This window comes from Tepidanaerobacter syntrophicus (assembly GCF_001485475.2).
GTDB classification, from domain to species: domain Bacteria; phylum Bacillota; class Thermosediminibacteria; order Thermosediminibacterales; family Tepidanaerobacteraceae; genus Tepidanaerobacter; species Tepidanaerobacter syntrophicus.
The window spans coordinates 339,144-356,670 of record NZ_DF977003.1; the positions used below are offsets into that span (position 1 = coordinate 339,144).

18 protein-coding genes are annotated in these 17,527 nt (G+C 37.0%); 16 read left to right on the top strand and 2 right to left on the bottom strand.

Annotated features, from left to right (window positions below; genetic code table 11):
* The first annotated feature begins 7 nt into the window (after window positions 1–7).
* From rsmB to rpe, 5 genes are all read left to right on the top strand, one after another.
* Window positions 8–1,360 carry a 16S rRNA (cytosine(967)-C(5))-methyltransferase RsmB gene (rsmB, locus tag TSYNT_RS10505; RefSeq protein WP_059033831.1) on the top strand — a complete coding sequence of 451 codons (1,353 nt, stop codon included), beginning with the start codon at window positions 8–10 and terminating at the stop codon, window positions 1,358–1,360.
* A gap of 6 nt (window positions 1,361–1,366) precedes the next feature.
* Window positions 1,367–2,395, top strand: coding sequence for a dual-specificity RNA methyltransferase RlmN (gene rlmN / locus TSYNT_RS10510; protein WP_059033833.1), 1,029 nt, complete (start codon window positions 1,367–1,369; stop codon window positions 2,393–2,395).
* Window positions 2,396–2,399: 4 nt separating this feature from the next.
* Window positions 2,400–3,152, top strand: coding sequence for a Stp1/IreP family PP2C-type Ser/Thr phosphatase (locus TSYNT_RS10515; RefSeq protein ID WP_059033835.1), 753 nt, complete (start codon window positions 2,400–2,402; stop codon window positions 3,150–3,152).
* A gap of 6 nt (window positions 3,153–3,158) precedes the next feature.
* A complete protein-coding gene (pknB, locus tag TSYNT_RS10520) occupies window positions 3,159–5,033 on the top strand; it encodes a Stk1 family PASTA domain-containing Ser/Thr kinase (protein WP_059034331.1) in 1,875 nt (624 codons plus the stop codon).
* Between the two features lie 64 nt (window positions 5,034–5,097).
* Window positions 5,098–5,751 carry a ribulose-phosphate 3-epimerase gene (rpe, locus tag TSYNT_RS10525; RefSeq protein ID WP_059033836.1) on the top strand — a complete coding sequence of 218 codons (654 nt, stop codon included), beginning with the start codon at window positions 5,098–5,100 and terminating at the stop codon, window positions 5,749–5,751.
* A 38-nt stretch (window positions 5,752–5,789) separates the two neighbouring features.
* On the opposite strand, the gene rpmB is transcribed toward rpe, so the two are convergent.
* The gene (gene rpmB / locus TSYNT_RS10530) at window positions 5,790–5,978 is read right to left on the bottom strand and encodes a 50S ribosomal protein L28 (protein WP_059033838.1); all 189 of its coding nucleotides are present in this window, start codon (window positions 5,976–5,978) and stop codon (window positions 5,790–5,792) included.
* A gap of 225 nt (window positions 5,979–6,203) precedes the next feature.
* On the opposite strand from rpmB, the gene TSYNT_RS10535 reads away from it, so the two are divergent.
* The 7 genes from TSYNT_RS10535 (at window position 6,204) to TSYNT_RS10565 (ending at window position 12,915) form a co-directional block, all read left to right on the top strand.
* Window positions 6,204–6,557 (top strand): Asp23/Gls24 family envelope stress response protein, encoded by a 354-nt coding sequence (locus TSYNT_RS10535; RefSeq protein ID WP_059033840.1) that lies wholly within the window; start codon window positions 6,204–6,206, stop codon window positions 6,555–6,557.
* 20 nt (window positions 6,558–6,577) lie between these two features.
* Entirely contained in the window at window positions 6,578–8,245 is a 1,668-nt protein-coding gene (locus tag TSYNT_RS10540) for a DAK2 domain-containing protein (RefSeq protein ID WP_059033842.1), read from the top strand.
* Window positions 8,246–8,257: 12 nt separating this feature from the next.
* The gene (gene recG, locus TSYNT_RS10545; RefSeq protein WP_059033844.1) at window positions 8,258–10,291 is read left to right on the top strand and encodes an ATP-dependent DNA helicase RecG; all 2,034 of its coding nucleotides are present in this window, start codon (window positions 8,258–8,260) and stop codon (window positions 10,289–10,291) included.
* 67 nt (window positions 10,292–10,358) lie between these two features.
* Complete coding sequence (rsmD, locus tag TSYNT_RS10550; RefSeq protein ID WP_059033846.1) at window positions 10,359–10,898, top strand: 16S rRNA (guanine(966)-N(2))-methyltransferase RsmD; 540 nt, start codon at window positions 10,359–10,361, stop codon at window positions 10,896–10,898.
* Between the two features lie 5 nt (window positions 10,899–10,903).
* Window positions 10,904–11,395, top strand: coding sequence for a pantetheine-phosphate adenylyltransferase (gene coaD, locus TSYNT_RS10555; RefSeq protein ID WP_059033847.1), 492 nt, complete (start codon window positions 10,904–10,906; stop codon window positions 11,393–11,395).
* A 22-nt stretch (window positions 11,396–11,417) separates the two neighbouring features.
* Window positions 11,418–11,864 (top strand): hypothetical protein, encoded by a 447-nt coding sequence (locus TSYNT_RS10560; RefSeq protein ID WP_059033849.1) that lies wholly within the window; start codon window positions 11,418–11,420, stop codon window positions 11,862–11,864.
* Window positions 11,865–11,910: 46 nt separating this feature from the next.
* Window positions 11,911–12,915 (top strand): YlbL family protein, encoded by a 1,005-nt coding sequence (locus tag TSYNT_RS10565; RefSeq protein WP_083497744.1) that lies wholly within the window; start codon window positions 11,911–11,913, stop codon window positions 12,913–12,915.
* On the opposite strand, the gene TSYNT_RS10570 is transcribed toward TSYNT_RS10565, so the two are convergent.
* Entirely contained in the window at window positions 12,894–14,153 is a 1,260-nt protein-coding gene (locus TSYNT_RS10570; RefSeq protein WP_059033854.1) for a nucleotidyltransferase, read from the bottom strand. The two genes, TSYNT_RS10565 and TSYNT_RS10570, sit on opposite strands and share 22 nt — an antisense overlap.
* A gap of 245 nt (window positions 14,154–14,398) precedes the next feature.
* Between TSYNT_RS10570 and pta the strand changes: the two genes are divergently transcribed.
* The 4 genes from pta (at window position 14,399) to rpmF (ending at window position 17,415) form a co-directional block, all read left to right on the top strand.
* A complete protein-coding gene (gene pta / locus TSYNT_RS10575) occupies window positions 14,399–15,385 on the top strand; it encodes a phosphate acetyltransferase (protein WP_059033857.1) in 987 nt (328 codons plus the stop codon).
* A gap of 31 nt (window positions 15,386–15,416) precedes the next feature.
* On the top strand, window positions 15,417–16,622 hold the full coding sequence (locus TSYNT_RS10580; RefSeq protein WP_059033858.1) for an acetate/propionate family kinase: 1,206 nt from the start codon (window positions 15,417–15,419) through the stop codon (window positions 16,620–16,622).
* Between the two features lie 73 nt (window positions 16,623–16,695).
* On the top strand, window positions 16,696–17,205 hold the full coding sequence (locus TSYNT_RS10585; RefSeq protein ID WP_238142710.1) for a YceD family protein: 510 nt from the start codon (window positions 16,696–16,698) through the stop codon (window positions 17,203–17,205).
* A gap of 18 nt (window positions 17,206–17,223) precedes the next feature.
* A complete protein-coding gene (gene rpmF, locus TSYNT_RS10590) occupies window positions 17,224–17,415 on the top strand; it encodes a 50S ribosomal protein L32 (RefSeq protein WP_059033860.1) in 192 nt (63 codons plus the stop codon).
* Window positions 17,416–17,527 lie beyond the last annotated feature (112 nt).

Here is a 17,527-nt window from a genome sequence, read left to right on the forward strand (position 1 = left end):
TAATACATTGCCAAAACCTAGAGAATTGGCGGTTTCTATATTGACCAAGATAGAAAAGGGTTCATATGGAAATCTGCTTTTAAGTCAATATTTAACACCTGATATAACTCAAAAAGATCGCGCATTAATTACTGAGCTAGTCAACGGAGTTGTACAAAATCTTCTTCGAATAGATTATATAATATCACAATTTTCTAAAATACACCCATCAAAAATGTCTCCAAATGTTAGAAATGCTTTAAGAATAAGTGTATACCAAATATTCTTTTTGGATAGAGTGCCGGAATTTGCAGCTGTAAATGAATCAGTAAATATCGTAAAAAAGTTTAGTGGAGCAAAGGCAGCAAATTTTACAAATGCCGTTTTAAGGAATATTATAAGGAATAAAGATAATATATCCTATCCTGATAGAGATAAAAATTTTGAAGAATACCTTTCGGTGTACTATTCTTTTCCTTCATGGCTTGTTAAAAGATGGGTGGATTTGTTTGGCAAAAGCTTTACAGAAAGTTTGTGCATATCATTAAATGAAAGGCCAAAACTTTGTGCCAGGGTAAATACTCTCCTTACTACAAGAGAAAGATTAGAAAACAGATTCAGAGCCGAAGGTGTACTTACTGCTCCCGGCCTGTTTTGTGATGAGGCTTTATATATTTTAAGCTCTCCCCCCATCACTACCTTAGAAAGCTTTAAAGAAGGTCTTTTTATTCCACAAGACGAAAGCTCGATTATAGCATCTCTTGCAACGGGTGTAAAAAGTGGCGAGAAGATTCTTGATGCAGCAGCAGCTCCCGGAGGCAAAGCAACTCACATGGCTGCTCTTATGCAAAATAAAGGAGAAATAATTGCATGGGACGTACATCCCCATCGAGTCCAACTCATAAAAGAAAATTGCCGAAGATTAAAGGTAGATATTGTTAAGCCGGAGGTAAAAGACGCTAAAGTTTTTGATGAGAATCTAGTTGATACATTTGATAAAGTTATAATAGATGCACCATGCTCCGGGACAGGAGTTATCAGACGCAAGCCAGATATCAAATGGTCAAAAAAACCTGAAGATATTATTTCTTTAAAATCAGAACAAGAAAAAATATTAAACACATGCTCTTGTTATGTAAAACCCAATGGTATCTTAGTTTACAGCACATGCAGCATAGATCCGGAAGAAAATGAGAAAAATATTGAAGCTTTTCTTGCAAAAAATGATTCTTTCGTCTATGATGATTTAAGGAATTATGTACCTAAAGAGCTTCATGAAAGCCTTGAAAATCATTGCGGTTATTTAACTTTGTACCCAAATCTTCATGGGACAGACGGATTTTTCATTGCTCGTTTGAAAAAAGTTAAGCCATTAAGGTGAAACGGTATGAATAAAATTAATTTAAAAAGTTACACACTAGAAGAGTTAGAAAATTTTGTGCATCAGATGGGGCAACCTTCCTATCGAGCAAAGCAAATCTATAAATGGATATATAGAGGACAAACAGACTTTGAAAAGATGACAGATCTTCCTAAAAGCTTTATAAAAGAGCTTGAAGATGTGGCTTTTATAAGCAGTCTAAAAATATACAAAAAATATGCGTCAGACGATGGAACAATAAAATATGTTTTTGCCTTAGATGATAAAAATATAATCGAAGGCGTTAAGATGAAATATTCATTTGGAACAACAGCATGTATTTCAAGCCAGGTTGGATGCGCCATGGGCTGCGCTTTCTGTGCGTCTACCCAAGACGGACTGGTAAGAAATCTTGCGTGGTGGGAAATGGCAGATGAAGTTCTTGCCATGGAAAAAGACTTGCAAGAAAAGGTAAGCCGCGTGGTAGTAATGGGAAGCGGCGAACCTCTTTTGAATTACAAAGAATTAATTAAGTTTTTAAGAATTTTAAATTCACCTTTGGCTTTTAATATAAGCTACAGAAGGATAACTGTTTCCACATGCGGCATAGTGCCTTACATTATTTCCCTTGCCGATGAAAACATACCCGTAACTCTTGCAATTTCTCTACATGCGCCCAATGATGCTATAAGAAATAGTCTAATGCCTATAAATAAAACGTACCCAATTTCACAATTGTTAGATGCGGCAAGATATTATATAATGAAAACAAAACGGCGCATAACTTTTGAATATATACTGATTTTAGACGTAAACGATACAAAAGAATGTGCTTATGAGCTTTGCACACTTTTAAAAGGTTTACTCTGCCATGTAAATTTGATACCATTTAATCCTGTAGAAGGCAAAGAATTTAAAAGAAGCGATGATGCAAAAGTACGGGAATTTGAACAAATACTCCTAGAAAATAATATTTCCGCAACCGTTCGAAGAGAAACAGGAGCCGATATAAATGCTGCCTGCGGTCAACTTCGACGGAGTTTATTAGAGAGGTGAAATAATGCTTGGTGTAATAAAAAGCGATGTGGGCAGGGTTAGAGCAAACAATGAAGATTCTTTTTATTTTCCGCCAAAAGACAGCAAACTTCCCGAGCTTTTCATAGTGGCTGATGGAATGGGCGGACATCAGGCCGGTGAAGTGGCAAGTAAAATAGCAACTAATGAAGTGGCTGAATATATAAACAGTCACTTATCAGAAAACATCAGCTGTGAGGAAATTAAGGAAACTATTAAAAATGCTGTATCTATAGCAAATGAAAAGATATTACATTTATCCTTACAAAAAGATGAATTTTTCGGAATGGGAACAACACTTACTGCCGCGCTATTTTACGGAAATTATGTATATATCGGTCACGTAGGCGATAGCCGAGCGTATCTTATTCGCGAAAATGATATCAAGCAATTGACTCGAGACCATTCCCTGGTGTGGCAACTAGTGGAAAGCGGTCGCATAACTATGGAAGAGGCAAGGGTACATCCTATGAAGAATATTATTACAAAGGCTCTTGGGACTGAAAGAGATTTGGAGCCGGATATTCTAAAGATAGCCTTGAAAGATAATGATATAATTTTACTGTGCAGCGACGGACTGACAAATATGCTGGAAAATGATGAAATTAAGGACATTGTTTTGTCTGCTAAAGAACCTGAAAAGGCTGTTCAGAAACTAATAGATTATGCGAATTTTAAAGGCGGGGAAGACAATATCACCGTTGGCATAATAAAAGTGGATGAAGTGGGATGTGAATAAATGGATATAGTAGGAAAAACTTTGGGAAACAGATACACAATTCTAGAAGAAATCAGCGGCGGAGGCATGGCTACAGTCTACAAGGCAAAGTGCAGTGTTCTCAACAGAATAGTAGCCATAAAGATTTTAAAACCTGAATTTGCAAATGATGAGGAATTTGTAAGGCGCTTTAGAAGAGAGGCCCAGGCCGCTGCAAGCTTGTCACATCCGAATATTGTCGGTATATATGATGTAGGTGAAGAAGACGGTTTATACTATATAGTGATGGAGTATGTTGAGGGTATTACTTTAAAAGAGTATATAAAGCAAAATTTTCCTATACCTATTGCTGATGTTCTAGAAATGGGCATACAAATATGTGACGCATTAGAATGCGCTCACAAGAATAAAATAATCCACAGAGATATAAAGTCCCAAAATATCATGATAACTAATGATGGCAGGATAAAAGTAACAGATTTTGGTATTGCTCGAGCTGCAGATGGCGCAACTATTACAAACAGCAATAATATGTTTGGCTCAGTGCAGTATTTCTCGCCTGAGCAAGCAAAAAGCGATATTGTCGATGAACGTTCTGACATATATTCACTAGGAGTGGTTTTGTATGAAGCTTTTACAGGCCAATTGCCTTTTACCGGTCAAACGCCGGTGGCTATAGCATTAAAACATATACAGGAAAAACCGCCTCTAATTTCCCAATTTATTCCCGGTTTTCCTTATGAACTTGAAAGGATTGTACAAAAATGTCTTGCAAAATCCCCTGACGACAGATATCAAAGCGCTAAGATGTTAAGAGATGATTTGATAAGAGCATTAACAAATGAAAATATCATCAACTTTGTTTCGGCTCCTAATGTAGAAAATACAATGGTAATAGATAATTTGAAGGATACATTGACAACGGCTGCAAATTCGGGACATAAATCTGATGTTTCTAAGCCGAAAAAATCTCGAAACATTCTCAAAGGCATAGGTATCGCACTTGCGCTAGTTATTTTGTTTGGGATATTCTCCTATGCAGGAACATTTCTTGCCAAAAAATATCTCGAGGTGCAGGAAGTTACTGTTCCAAGTGTTGTTGGAATGACAGAAGAAGAAGCTATTGCTGAAATTGAAAAACAAAAGCTTGAGGCAAAAGTCGTAGACAGAGTTTTTGATAAAGCTCCGGCAGGGCAGGTAATCTCACAAGATCCTGAAGGCGGCCAAAAAGTAAAAGTAAATCGCCCCCCAATAGAACTTGTAGTCAGTAAAGGACCGAAAGCTACCACTGTTCCTAACGTAATAGGACTTTCGGAAGAAAAAGGACTTGAAGCACTGAAAAGCAAGGGCTTAGAAGCTCGAATAATTCTTGAAAATTCTACTGAACCTGAAGGTACGATAATTGATCAAAATCCGAAGGAAGGTTTTACCCTTTCAGAAGGAGAATCTGTTGATTTAACTATAAGCGTTGGGCCGGAGACTATAACTATGCCAAATCTTATAGGAAAGACATTGGATGCAGCCAAAGCTTTGCTCAAGGAAAATGACATTGCAGTAGGAAGCGTTTCCGAAAAGCATGACCAAACTCCTGCGAATACTGTAATAGATCAAAATCCAAAAGCAGGCGCATCGGTTAGCCCCGGCGCTTCTGTAACTCTTGTAGTAAGCAGCGGACCGGTCGAGAAAAAACAAATAGTTGTAGGACCGATACTTCTTCCTTCTGATGTGGAAGAAACTACGGTGAAAATTGTAGTTTCGGATGAATTGGGCGAAAATCGTACCGCATATCTAAAAAAACATAAAGCGGAAGAAAGCCCCCTTAATATAACAATCGAAGGCGCAGGCCAAATGAACATTGAGGTTTGGCTTGATGATATACTTTACTACAAAGGAACAAAATGATAAATGGTGGGTCTTACCTGCCTTTTATCAATTATTTATAAATCGTAAAGGGGCCTGATGGTTTATGACAAAAATTGCACCTTCAATTTTATCTGCAGATTTTAGTTGCTTATTAGAAGATATAAAAAAAGTAGAAGACGGTGGAGCTGATCTGTTACATATAGATGTAATGGATGGACATTTTGTGCCAAATATAACAATTGGCCCCCCAGTTATATCATGTCTTAAAGGAAAAACTAATCTGCCCTTTGATGTTCATCTAATGATCGAAAACCCCGAAAGATATATTGATGAATTTGCTAAGGCAGGAGCAGACATTATTACAGTTCACGAAGAGGCAACGGTTCACTTGCATAGGGTATTAGGTTATATAAAGGATAAGGGAATGAAAGCAGGAGTTGCTCTAAATCCGTCGACTCCTATTTCGAGCCTGGAATATGTAATAAATGATATTTATATGGTGCTGATAATGAGCGTTAACCCCGGGTTTGGTGGACAAAAATTTATTCCTGCAATGATGGAAAAAATAATGGATTTAAAAAAGATGATTAGACAAAAGAACGCAGATGTCTTAATAGAAGTTGATGGTGGGATCAATGAGGATAACGCATCGGATATAGCAAAAGCCGGAGCGGATATATTAGTAGCAGGTTCTGCTATTTACCAATCTCACTGCCCTGCAGAAACGATAAGAAAGTTAAAAAACAATAATATTTGACAAAATAAAGAAGCGTGCTTTACCGGCACGCTGATTCTTTATTTGGCTCTTTTTACTTTTCCGGAGCGTAAGCAGCTGCTGCATACATTTATCCTTTTTATGCGGCCGTTTAAATCAGCTTTTACTCGGAAAATATTCGGAGCCCATGTGCGTTTTGACTTTCTATGAGAATGGCTAAGCTGTATACCTCTCCTTGGGGCTTTGCCACAAATCTCACATTTTGCCATTACTACACCTCCCTATCATCTTTTGACAATCCACGCTCCATATATTTTTTTAAAAATTAGCATGGTCATGGTATGATTAAATACGCCAAAAGTATTGTATCATATAAAAAACAGCACTGCAATAAAAATGTCTTTCAATGGTTTTGCTTTTAATGGATTATGAAAAACCTATAAAATATATTATAATAAATCTAAAGTATTTATAATGCTTGGAGGGAGGCAATCTTGAAAAATATAATAAAGACTTCATTGGGAGAAATAGAAATATCCAAAGATGTTATAGCTGTGCTTGCCGGCAATGCGGCTGTTGAATGTTATGGTTTAGTAGGCATGGTTTCCAGAAAAATGAGCGATGGCCTGACTGAACTTTTAGGAAGAGAAAATCTGCACAAAGGCGTAGAAGTAAGGCTTGAAGGAGATTTGCTAATCATCGATTTACATGTGGTAGTACAATATGGCATAAAAATCCATGAAGTTGCAAATAACGTTATTGAAAAAGTAAGTTTCACATTGGAAAACTTCTTGGGATTTGAGCCTGACAAAATTAATGTAATAGTTCATGGCGTCAGAACAAAGTAAGGTACGGGGAGGTTGTAGCATTGGCTATTAAAAAAATCGATGGCAATTTGCTAAGAAAAGCTATAATAAATGCAGCTTTTGTTTTAAGGCAAAATAAGAAAAATGTAGATGCACTAAATGTATTTCCTGTGCCTGACGGAGATACGGGAACGAATATGTCCCTGACAATGGACCAGGCAGTAAGAGAATTGGAAAAAGTGTCATCAAATGATCTAAAAAAGATCGCTGACGCCTTGGCATGGGGTTCATTGATGGGAGGAAGGGGCAATTCCGGAGTTATTCTCTCTCAGCTCTTTAGGGGCTTTGCCCAGGGCATTCCTTCCAATAAGAAAAGCATTACCCCTTATGAACTTGCCACGGCATATAAAAATGGAGTTGATGCGGCATATCGTGCTGTTATGAGACCGGTAGAGGGGACGATCCTTACGGTAGCGCGAGAAACTGCCGATAAAATGATTATGGAAGCAAGACGGTATGAAGATTTGGAAACCGTGCTTGAAAACACTATAAAATATGGCGAGAAAGTCCTTGAAAAAACACCAGACATGTTAAAAGTCCTTAAGGAAGCAAATGTAGTAGATGCCGGAGGAAAAGGTCTTATATTCTTAATGAAGGGCTTTCTTGAGGCAATAAAAAATCCAAATTTAGATGTTGCGTCCCTTAAGGAAAAGAATTATGAGTCTTCATATAAAACTGCTTACGAAAGTGAAAAAATTCCTCAAGAAATAAAATATATTTATTGTACAGAGCTACTTATAACCGGAAAAGAAATAGATATAAATTCACTAAAACAAGAATTGGATGGCATAGGAGATTCTATGATAGTAACCGGCATGGGTGACCTCGTGAAGATACATATCCATACTAATAATCCGGATAGGGTCTTAAATGCTGCATTAAAAAGAGGAGAACTATCAAAAATTAAAATTGATAATATGAAGATACAGCATAATGAGATTATCAATAATGAAGTAGTAGAAGAAAATAAAGCTGATATCAAGATTTCCGAGAATAAGGAAATGACATCAAAGAAAAAAGTAGGCGTAATCGCGGTATCTCAAGGCAAAGGTTTAAATGAGATCTTCAAAAGCATGGGCGCCGATATAATCGAAGGCGGCCAATCTATGAATCCTAGTACAGAAGATATACTTTCCGCTATAGAAAATAGCAGTTATGAAGACGTAATTATTTTACCAAACAATAAGAACATAATATTGACTGCCCAGCAAGCAAAGAGCATTTCAACTAAAAACGTGTATGTTGTTCCTACCAAATCAATTCCGCAGGGTATTGCGGCGCTGTTGGCTTTTAATCCTGATTTTTCAGTACAAGAAAACATTTCGAATATGGAAAGAAATATTCAAAACGTAATTTCCGGTGAAGTTACTTATGCAGTCAGAGATACATCATGGGACGGAATCAAAATAAAAAAAGGGGATATTATCGGGATAAAGGAAGATGATATAGTCGTTATTGGAGATAACAAAGAGAAGGTTTTGCTGGATCTTGTAGATAAAATGGCCGAAGGTGCAATCGGCGGAATAATTACAATCTATTATGGCGATGATGTAAGCGAAGATTCGGTAAAAGAGGCAGTAGAAGCTTTAACAGAAAAGTATAAGGATTTTGATGTGGAATACTATTTTGGAGGCCAAAGCCTATATTATTACATTGTTTCTCTGGAATAAGGGTGTGATTGATTGGATTTAAACTCTAATGTTCAGAATATCAAAGGTGTTGGTCCTGCGCGGGCAAAACAACTTTCTAAGCTAGACATATATACCATTAAAGATGTGCTGTTTTATTTTCCCAGGGATTACCTGGATATGTCACCACTAACGTTTAAACAGGGAGCAGAAGATAAAACAGGAGCCTTTCCCTGTGTTGTAACAGGAAGAGCTGCAACTACAAAAACAAACTCCGGCCTTTACATTACGAAAGTGCCGGTTAGTGATGGCCAAAATAAAGGCTATGCTGTGTTTTTTAATCAGCCGTTTATTGAAAGAAGCTTTTACCCTCATCAAAAGCTAATACTTATAGGAAAAATAAGAAAAAATTTCGGAACATATGAAATTTCTGCTCCTGAATGGATAAAGTTTGAAGAAATAAAACAGGGCGAAAAACTTGAAAAAATTCGCCCTATCTATCCTTTGACCAAAGGTGTATCCCAAAATTTTTTAAGAAGCATCGTAAAAAATGCATTGGAAGTTGTATCGAGTATAGAGGATACATTGCCTGAAGATATTATCAAAGAATATAATTTACTTTCCCTTAAAGAAGCTATAAAAAACATACATTTTCCACAAAGCTTTAATATGCTTGAAAAGGCAAGACAAAGATTTGTTTTTGAGGAATTGCTGTTATTTCAACTATCTGCCGGTTTATCCAGATACTGCGTAAAAGCTGAAAAGCGCAAAAATATATATAAGAACCTTGAATTGACACCTTTCTTATCGTCCCTTCCTTTTTCACTTACATCCGGCCAAAAAAAGGTTTTAGAAGAGATAGTGGAAGATTTGCGAAGCAAAAATGTTATGAGCAGACTGGTGCAAGGAGATGTAGGCTCAGGAAAAACTATCATAGCATGTGCAGCTTTGTATCTTGCGGCAAAAAATGGTCTTCAAGGCGCAATGATGGCTCCTACTGAGATTTTAGCCGATCAGCATTATAATACATTGAAAAAGTTTCTCAAGCCTCATGGAGTAAATGTTGAAATATTAAAAGGAGGGCTTGCCGGCAAGGAGAGAAAAAAGATTTTATCGCAACTTAAAAACGGTAGTATAGATGTTTTAGTGGGTACACATGCTATTTTAGAAGAAGATGTGATGTTTAAAAAATTAGGAATGATCATTACAGATGAACAGCATAGATTTGGAGTAAAACAAAGGGAGAATTTGGTGAAAAAAGGTTATTCTCCGGATGTAATAGTTATGAGCGCAACTCCTATACCGCGTACTGCTGCTATGGCGCTTTATGGAGATCTGGACATTTCTATTATAGACACTCTCCCAAAAGGCAGGCAAAAGGTCGATACTTATGTAGTCCAAGATTCTATGAGAAAAAAGGTATATGATTTTGCGGCTTTAGAAATAAAAAAAGGCCATTTGGTTTATGTTGTATGTCCTGCAGTGGAAGAAAATGAACTGGATGTGGCAAATGTAGAGGAACATGCAGCTTGGTTAAAAGAAAATTATCCAAGCCTAAAGATAGGAATTCTCCATGGTAAAATGAAACAAGACGAAAAAGATGATATATTAGGCCGCTTTTTAAGAAAGGAAATTCAGGCCCTTGTAGCAACTACAGTTGTAGAGGTAGGGATAGACGTTCCTGATGCTACGCTTATTATTGTAGAAAATGCAGAAAGATTTGGTTTAGCCCAGCTTCATCAATTGCGCGGTCGAGTTGGTAGAAGTTCGTTGAAATCTTATTGCATTTTAATGACTGCCTCTAGCCAACCTGAGGCTCTAACGAGGTTGAAGTTTTTAATGAAATGTCAAGATGGCTTTGAAATTTCGCAAAAAGATTTGGAAATGAGAGGACCCGGAGAATTTTTAGGCATAAGACAACATGGATTTTTTGAGTTCAAGTTTGCAAGCTTTGTTGAAAACACAGATATCCTTGAAACTACTCAAAAATTAGCTAGCGAAATATTGCAGAAAAATTATCTTCAGCTCCCAGAATATAAAAATCTCAAGGAATTACTCGAAAATAAGGCAAAGGATGCAATTAACTAATATTTTGTTTTAAATCATTAAATAATGTGTTAGAATAATGCTTAAAGAGGTCTGAGGTGCTTAAAGAGTGAGAGTTATTGGCGGCATGCATAAAGGAAGAAAGATTAAATCGCTAAAAGGGAAAAATACAAGACCTACAGCGGATATTGTAAGAGAAGCGTTATTTGATATATTGGGCGGCAAGATTGCGGGAAGTCGTTTTTTAGACTTGTTTGCAGGAACCGGAGCAGTAGGAATCGAGGCGCTAAGTCGTGGATCAGAAAGTGCGATTTTTGTTGAAAAATCCCTTGAGGCTTGCTTGATAATTAAACAAAATCTTGAGAATCTAGCTCTTACCGAAAAATCCAGGATAATTAGGGATGATGCAGAGTCTGCCCTAAAAAATCTGCTAAAGCAAGGCGAAGAATTTGACATAATATTCATGGATCCCCCTTATTCGAAAAACAAAATAGAACCAATATTAACGATCTTACGAGATTTTGAGCCGCTAAAATCCATCATAGTGATTCAACACGCGGAAGACGAACTATTTAATACTGATGGTTTTTTATGCTATAAACGCAAAAAATATGGCAAGTCAATGCTGACATTTTTGATTAGGGAGTGACAGAATTGAAAATAGGTATATACCCAGGAAGTTTTGACCCAATTACATATGGCCATGTTGACATAATAGAAAGAAGCGCAAAATTATTTGACAGATTAATCGTAGCAGTGCTGTCAAACCCAAGAAAAACGCCGCTTTTTACTGTCGAAGAAAGAATTGAGATGATTCAGGAATCAGTAAAGAACATGCCGAACGTTGAAATTGACACTTTTTCCGGTTTGCTAATAGATTTTGCAAGACTAAAAAAAGCAGATGTAATAGTAAAGGGGCTTAGGGCTGTTTCTGATTTTGAATATGAGCTTCAAATGGCTCTTATGAATAAGAAATTAGATGAACACATAGAGACGATTTTTATTATGACGAGCAGCAAATATTCATATTTAAGTTCAAGTGTTGTAAAAGAAGTTGCAAGTTTTGGCGGATGTGTAGCAACTGTTGTGCCGCCATTAGTTGAAAAACGCTTAAAGGATAAATTTAAAATTGACAACAAAAAGTAAAAACCTTGAAGGGGGTTTTTCCATGAAATGTTTTCAAGCTATAGAGCAGCTTCAGAATTTAATAATGGATAGTCCAAAAGTTCCATTCTCTAATAAGGTAATAATAAATAAAGAACAGGCATTAAACTTAATCGATGAAATTGTGCGCAATATACCTGAAGATCTAAAAGATGCTAAAAGAGTGCTTGAAGAAGAGCAGCGAATTTTGTCTGAAGCGAAACAGCAAGGAGACTTAATAGTAAAAGAAGCTGAAACAACAATTGAAAAAATGGTAGATGAAAATGAAATAACCAGACTTGCCAGAGAAAAATCCGAACAAATCTTAGCTTATACTAAGCAGACTGCTCGCGATTTGCGCACCGGTGCCAATGAATATGCTGATGAAGTATTAGAAAATGCACAAAAATATCTTGAAGAATTGCTTGAAACATTAAAAAGAGGAAGAGACGAATTAAATAAAGCAAAATAATTTGTTAGTAATATTTAATAATACAATCAGAAAAGAAGGTAGGACAATGTCTGGCAAGCATAAAAAAAAGCTACTGCAATTTTTGGCGTTAATTGTAATACTATTAGGTATAAATTACTATTTAGCTCAGAATTATACAATAATGGCGCCGGGAATAACTGTTGATTTGAAAGAAATCGTAACTGTTGAAAATGGAATAAAGCACAAAGAAGGCTCTATTTTTTTAACAGCAGTATCAAGCAGAACTCTCAATATACCACTTTTTATATATGCTGCAATAGACCCTTACACTGATATTGAAAGGAAAGAAGATGTAATACCTGCTGGCTGGGATATTAATCAGTATATGGAATATATGAAAAGATGGATGGAAGAAAGCCAAAAAATAGCAGAAGTGGTAGCACTTAGGAAAGCAGGTTATAACCCTCAGATTTTAGGCGATGGAGCCCAAGTGGTAGAAATAATGCCAGAAAGTCCAGCAAATGGAAAATTAATGCCCCAAGACGTAATAATAAAGGTGGATGGCGAAAAGGTAAATTTAGCCGATGAGGTCGTAAAAAAGGTTTCGAGCCATAAAGTCGGCGATATAGTTAAATTCGAAATTGTAAGAGAAGGCAAGACTATAACCGTTTCTATACCCACAATTGAGAGCAAGACAGAAAAAGGGAAAGCCATAGTGGGTATATATATAACTACGCTAAATTGGAAACCAAATTTGCCACTGAAGATAGAAATTGATACGGGTGATATTGGCGGGCCTTCTGCCGGTAGTATGCTGACACTTGAAATTCTAAACCAACTTTCGAAAGAAGATCTGACGAAGGGCAAAAAAATTGCTGGGACGGGCACTATAAGTCTTGACGAGCAGATTGGTGAAATAGGCGGCGCAAAACAAAAAGTGCGAGCAGCCGCCCGGGATGGAGCACAGATATTCTTTGTTCCTGTAAATAATGCAGAAGATGCAAAAAAAGCGGCAAAAGGCTTGGATATAGAAATTGTCCCAGTAAGCACCCTTGATGATATGCTAAATTACCTAAAAGAATTAAAGTAGATAACTTTCCTAGAAAAGTCGGAGACTGCTTTTCTAAACGAAGCATTCTCGTGGGCCAGAACATAAATATCCGTTGCAAGTATGTCTTTTTCGAACATTGCTCTTGCTAAAGGGTTTAGTTTCTTATACTCAGATGCACGGGTAATTATAGGCAGTGCAGCCTTTGCTTTTATATCTTTTAGCAAGTGAGCACCTTTTGAAGTAAATCCGAGTATCCTTAGATATTCCGGGGATCGCTTTGAAACCATGCTTTGAGGAATATCCAACATTGAGTGAATAAGTATTCTTTGAATGCGAGTTAATGGATAACGTTTTGACCTTATTTGTAAAATAAGCTGCTTAAGATTTCCGCAAACTTTGGCAGCTTTTTTTATTCTATTTTCAAGGCCTTCTTCAACATCGAAATAATTTTTGAGTTCTTTTGCAGTCATTCTCCGCAAGTTATAAAAAATAATATCTTCAAAGTCGCTTAAAAAAACAGGAGAACGACCTGATTTTATTTCTCGCTCTATAATTTCAACCGTAGAAACAGGAAGGCTTTCTGCAATTTCACTTGTCAAAAAAGCGGTTTCCTTTGATAGGGCTTCTCTTATAGCTGATGCACTGGAATATTTTCCTGTAAGGCTTTTATTGTTATAATCCGAACCTTTTCTTGCAACAGGAAAGATTGAAAAATCCGCTCTAAGCTTATTAATAGCTTTTATATACTCTATTGCCAAAATATAATTTGGTTTTTTAAGTAGCATGGACGCTGAATCTATGTCTAGATTCAAATCTTCTGCTAAAGCATATTTTATCAATGCCTTTTCTCTAGCTGCCGGAAACGATAAACCGCTTTTGAGATATTCATTTATAAATTGTTTAAAAAGTTTAGGTTCTGCGGATAGAGTTTCTCCTAACTGTACTAATTTTTTAGTATCACAATCTTCAACACCGAAACTTAATGTATTTACAATTTTACAGCTTTGCAGCAATCTTACGGCACTTTCTGCAAAAATTTCGGCTGTTGCAGTCGAAAAACAAACAGGCAGCTCAATTACGAGATCTATTCCTTGAGCAAGAGCCATTTCGGCCCGTGCCCATTTGTCAAAGACAGCTGGCTGTCCGCGCTGCACGAAGTTTCCGCTCATGACAGTTATTATAGCATCTGGCCTCAGGGATTTTTTAATCATGTCTAATTGATATAAGTGACCATTGTGAAAAGGGTTATATTCTGACACGATTCCAACAACATTCAATTGGCTACGCCCCTCATAATTACTTTTGTTTATTATATAACAAAAATAAAAAACTTTTAAGAAGGAAATTTCAGTTTTGCTATAGAACAATTACTAAAGTTGAACACATTTTTATTGCCAGGTATTAGAACTTTGCTTAAACTTTCAGCAGATATTGTGTTATAATTAACAAGGTTTTATGAGACCGCAAAGCTAAAAATATATTAAAAATATTTAAGTGATAGATAAAGGGAGGAGTATTTAGTATGGATTTTATTAAAAAGATAAGGGAGCGGGCAAAAGCTTCACAAAAGACAATAGTGCTGCCTGAAGGAAGCGATGAAAGGGTTATTAGTGCAGCAGAAATTATTGCAAGAGAAAAAATTGCAAAGGTTGTGGTACTGGCAGAAAAGGAAAATTTAGAAGCTTCAAGTAAGCTGGAATCCTTGGGAGTTCAAATTCTCAATCCTAAAACATCGCCTAAATCCGAAGAGTATGCAAATCTATTGTATGAATTGCGTAAAAACAAAGGCATGACTTTGGATAAGGCGAGAGAACTGGTAGAAGATCCTATATGGTATGGAGTTTTAATGGTTAAAAATGGTGATGTTGACGGAATGGTAGGGGGAGCTATAACAGCCACATCAGATATTTTCAGGCCGGCATTTCAAATAGTTAAAACTGCACCCGGCATCAGTGTGGTATCTAGCGCCTTTATGATGATAGTGCCAAATTGTGAGTTAGGCTCAGCAGGCCATATTCTTTTTGCAGATTGTGCAATAAATCCAAATCCTGATTCAGAACAGTTGGCAAGCATTGCTATTTCCACTGCCAATACATGGAAATCTCTAATGGAAGATGAGCCGCGTATAGCAATGCTGTCATTTTCTACAAAAGGAAGCGCACAAAATGAATTAGTAGATAAAGTTGTAGAGGCTACAAAGATACTTAAGCAACAAGCTCCTGACCTTCTTGCAGACGGAGAGCTTCAAGCGGATGCCGCTTTAGTTCCGCAAGTTGCCAAGTTAAAAGCACCCGACAGCCAAGTGGCAGGTAGGGCAAATGTTCTAATATTCCCTGATCTTAATGCGGGTAATATCGGATATAAACTAGTGCAAAGACTTGCCAAAGCTACTGCTATAGGACCGATAAGCCAAGGATTGGCTGCCCCTATAAACGATTTATCAAGAGGCTGCAATGCTGATGATATAGTAAATGTAGTTGCAATAACATGCCTGCAGGCGACTCAGTAATTTGAAAGCACAAAAGGAGGAGACAATTAAATTGAAAATTCTTGTTATTAACTGCGGAAGTTCATCGCTAAAATATCAGCTGTTTAATATGGAGGACAATTCTGTTCTTGCAAAAGGTTTGGTCGAAAGAATAGGCCTTGAAAGCGGAATGCTCAAACATACTCCGCAAGGAAAAGAAACTGTGAAAATAGAGGAGAATATTCCAGACCATAAAGTTGCAGTAAAGTTAATGCTGGATGCGTTGATAAATAAAGATTATGGTGTTATCGATGATCTTTGCGAAATATCAGCAGTTGGTCATCGCGTTGTGCATGGTGCAGAGAAATTTTCGGGTTCAGTAATAATTAATTCGGATGTTATGGAAGTTTTAAATGAGTGCATTGAAATAGCTCCGCTACACAACCCACCAAATATCATCGGTATTGAAGCGGTGCGTGAAATGTTACCTGACATTCCCACGGTAGGCGTGTTTGACACGGCTTTTCATCAAACAATGCCCAAGTATGCCTATATGTATGGCCTTCCTTATAAGATGTATGAAAAATACGCTATAAGAAGATATGGTTTTCATGGAACATCTCACTGCTTTGTAGCAGGGGAAGCTGCGAAAATACTAGGTAAACCTCTTGTGAATTTAAAGATTATAACGCTGCACCTTGGCAATGGTTCAAGTATAACAGCCATAAAAAATGGTAAATCAATTGACAACAGCATGGGCTTTACTCCCTTAGAGGGCGTTGTAATGGGAACTCGTTGCGGCAGTATAGATCCCGCAATTGTACCGTTTATAATGGAAAAGGAAGGGCTCTCTCCGGATGAAGTAAACGACTACTTGAATAAAGAATGCGGCGTTTATGGAATTTCAGGGGTAAGTAGCGACTTTAGAGATTTGGAGGAAGCCGCAGATAACGGCAATGAGCGAGCAAAACTTGCTCTTGACATGTTTGCTTATCAATGCAAGAAATATATAGGCTCCTACGCTGCTGCTATGAACGGCCTAGATGCTATCGTATTTACCGGAGGAATTGGAGAAAATTCGAATACTGTAAGGAAAATGATATGCAGTGAAATGGATTATCTTGGCATAAGTATTGATGAAAATAAAAATAATACAACTGTGCGGGGTAAACAAGGAGATATCTCATCAGACGATGCAAAAGTAAAAACCCTTGTTGTTCCAACAAATGAAGAACTTATGATAGCATTAGATACAATGTCTTTAGTCAAAAACGCTTGACACAGACTTGCTGTAAATATATAATAAGACCGACTGCATTTCTTTATTGCTATCACAACAGGATGCTTTTGAGGTGAATTTTGTGAAATTAAGTTTGGTAGGAATGAAACATGTGGTTGGAAGTACGGCTGAATTTGCATTCACCCAGGAAAAGATGAATATTGATCTTTCACATGAGAATATTACTAAAGTAGGTCCTGTGCAAGTAACTGGAAAAATCGAGAATCTTGGCGATAGAATATTTCAAGCAGAGGGCCATATTGAGGTTTCTGCAGTCGGTTTGTGCTCACGATGCCTCGCTCCGACACCGGTCAAGTTTGGAATGGAGTTTTTGTTTAAATTTAGTGATATCTTAGCCGAAACGGATGATATTTTTGCGTTCAAAGGTGAGGAAATAGAACTTTATCCCCAGATAGTAAGTGAAATTATTTTAAATTGTCCTAGCCAAATTTTGTGTAAACCTGATTGCAAAGGGCTTTGCCCTAAATGCGGTGCAAATTTAAATTTAGGCGCATGCAGTTGCGAAACAGAGGATATAGATCCAAGACTTGCAGTTTTAAAAAAGCTGATAGACAGCAGATAGCGAGGAGGTGTTATAGCAATGGCCAATCCAAAACATAAAACCCCTAAAGCCAAAACAGGTTCTAGAAGAAGCCAATGGAAATTATCTTTACCGGCAATTTCAGAATGTCCTCGCTGCCGGCAGCCGAAAATGCCTCATAGGGTATGTCCTAATTGCGGATACTACAAAGATTTAGAAGTAATAAAAAAGGAAGCTAAGAAAGCAAAATAGTTTTATTCAAGAATACCTCCATAAAATTTATGGAGGTATTCTTGAAAGTAAGAAATTGTTAAAGATTCAAAGGGAAAATATCCACGGTCAACCGGCGGGTATTTTTCATTTT

Excerpts from the sequence above, each read along its gene's own strand:
- TSYNT_RS10565 (WP_083497744.1), top strand. The coding sequence starts at position 11,911 with ATGTCTGGCAAGCATAAAAAAAAGCTACTGCAATTTTTGGCGTTAATT.
- rlmN (WP_059033833.1), top strand. The coding sequence starts at position 1,367 with ATGAATAAAATTAATTTAAAAAGTTACACACTAGAAGAGTTAGAAAAT.
- TSYNT_RS10515 (WP_059033835.1), top strand. The coding sequence starts at position 2,400 with ATGCTTGGTGTAATAAAAAGCGATGTGGGCAGGGTTAGAGCAAACAAT.
- pta (WP_059033857.1), top strand. The coding sequence starts at position 14,399 with ATGGATTTTATTAAAAAGATAAGGGAGCGGGCAAAAGCTTCACAAAAG.
- rpmB (WP_059033838.1), bottom strand. The coding sequence starts at position 5,978 with ATGGCAAAATGTGAGATTTGTGGCAAAGCCCCAAGGAGAGGTATACAG.
- rpmF (WP_059033860.1), top strand. The coding sequence starts at position 17,224 with ATGGCCAATCCAAAACATAAAACCCCTAAAGCCAAAACAGGTTCTAGA.
- rpe (WP_059033836.1), top strand. The coding sequence starts at position 5,098 with ATGACAAAAATTGCACCTTCAATTTTATCTGCAGATTTTAGTTGCTTA.
- TSYNT_RS10560 (WP_059033849.1), top strand. The coding sequence starts at position 11,418 with ATGAAATGTTTTCAAGCTATAGAGCAGCTTCAGAATTTAATAATGGAT.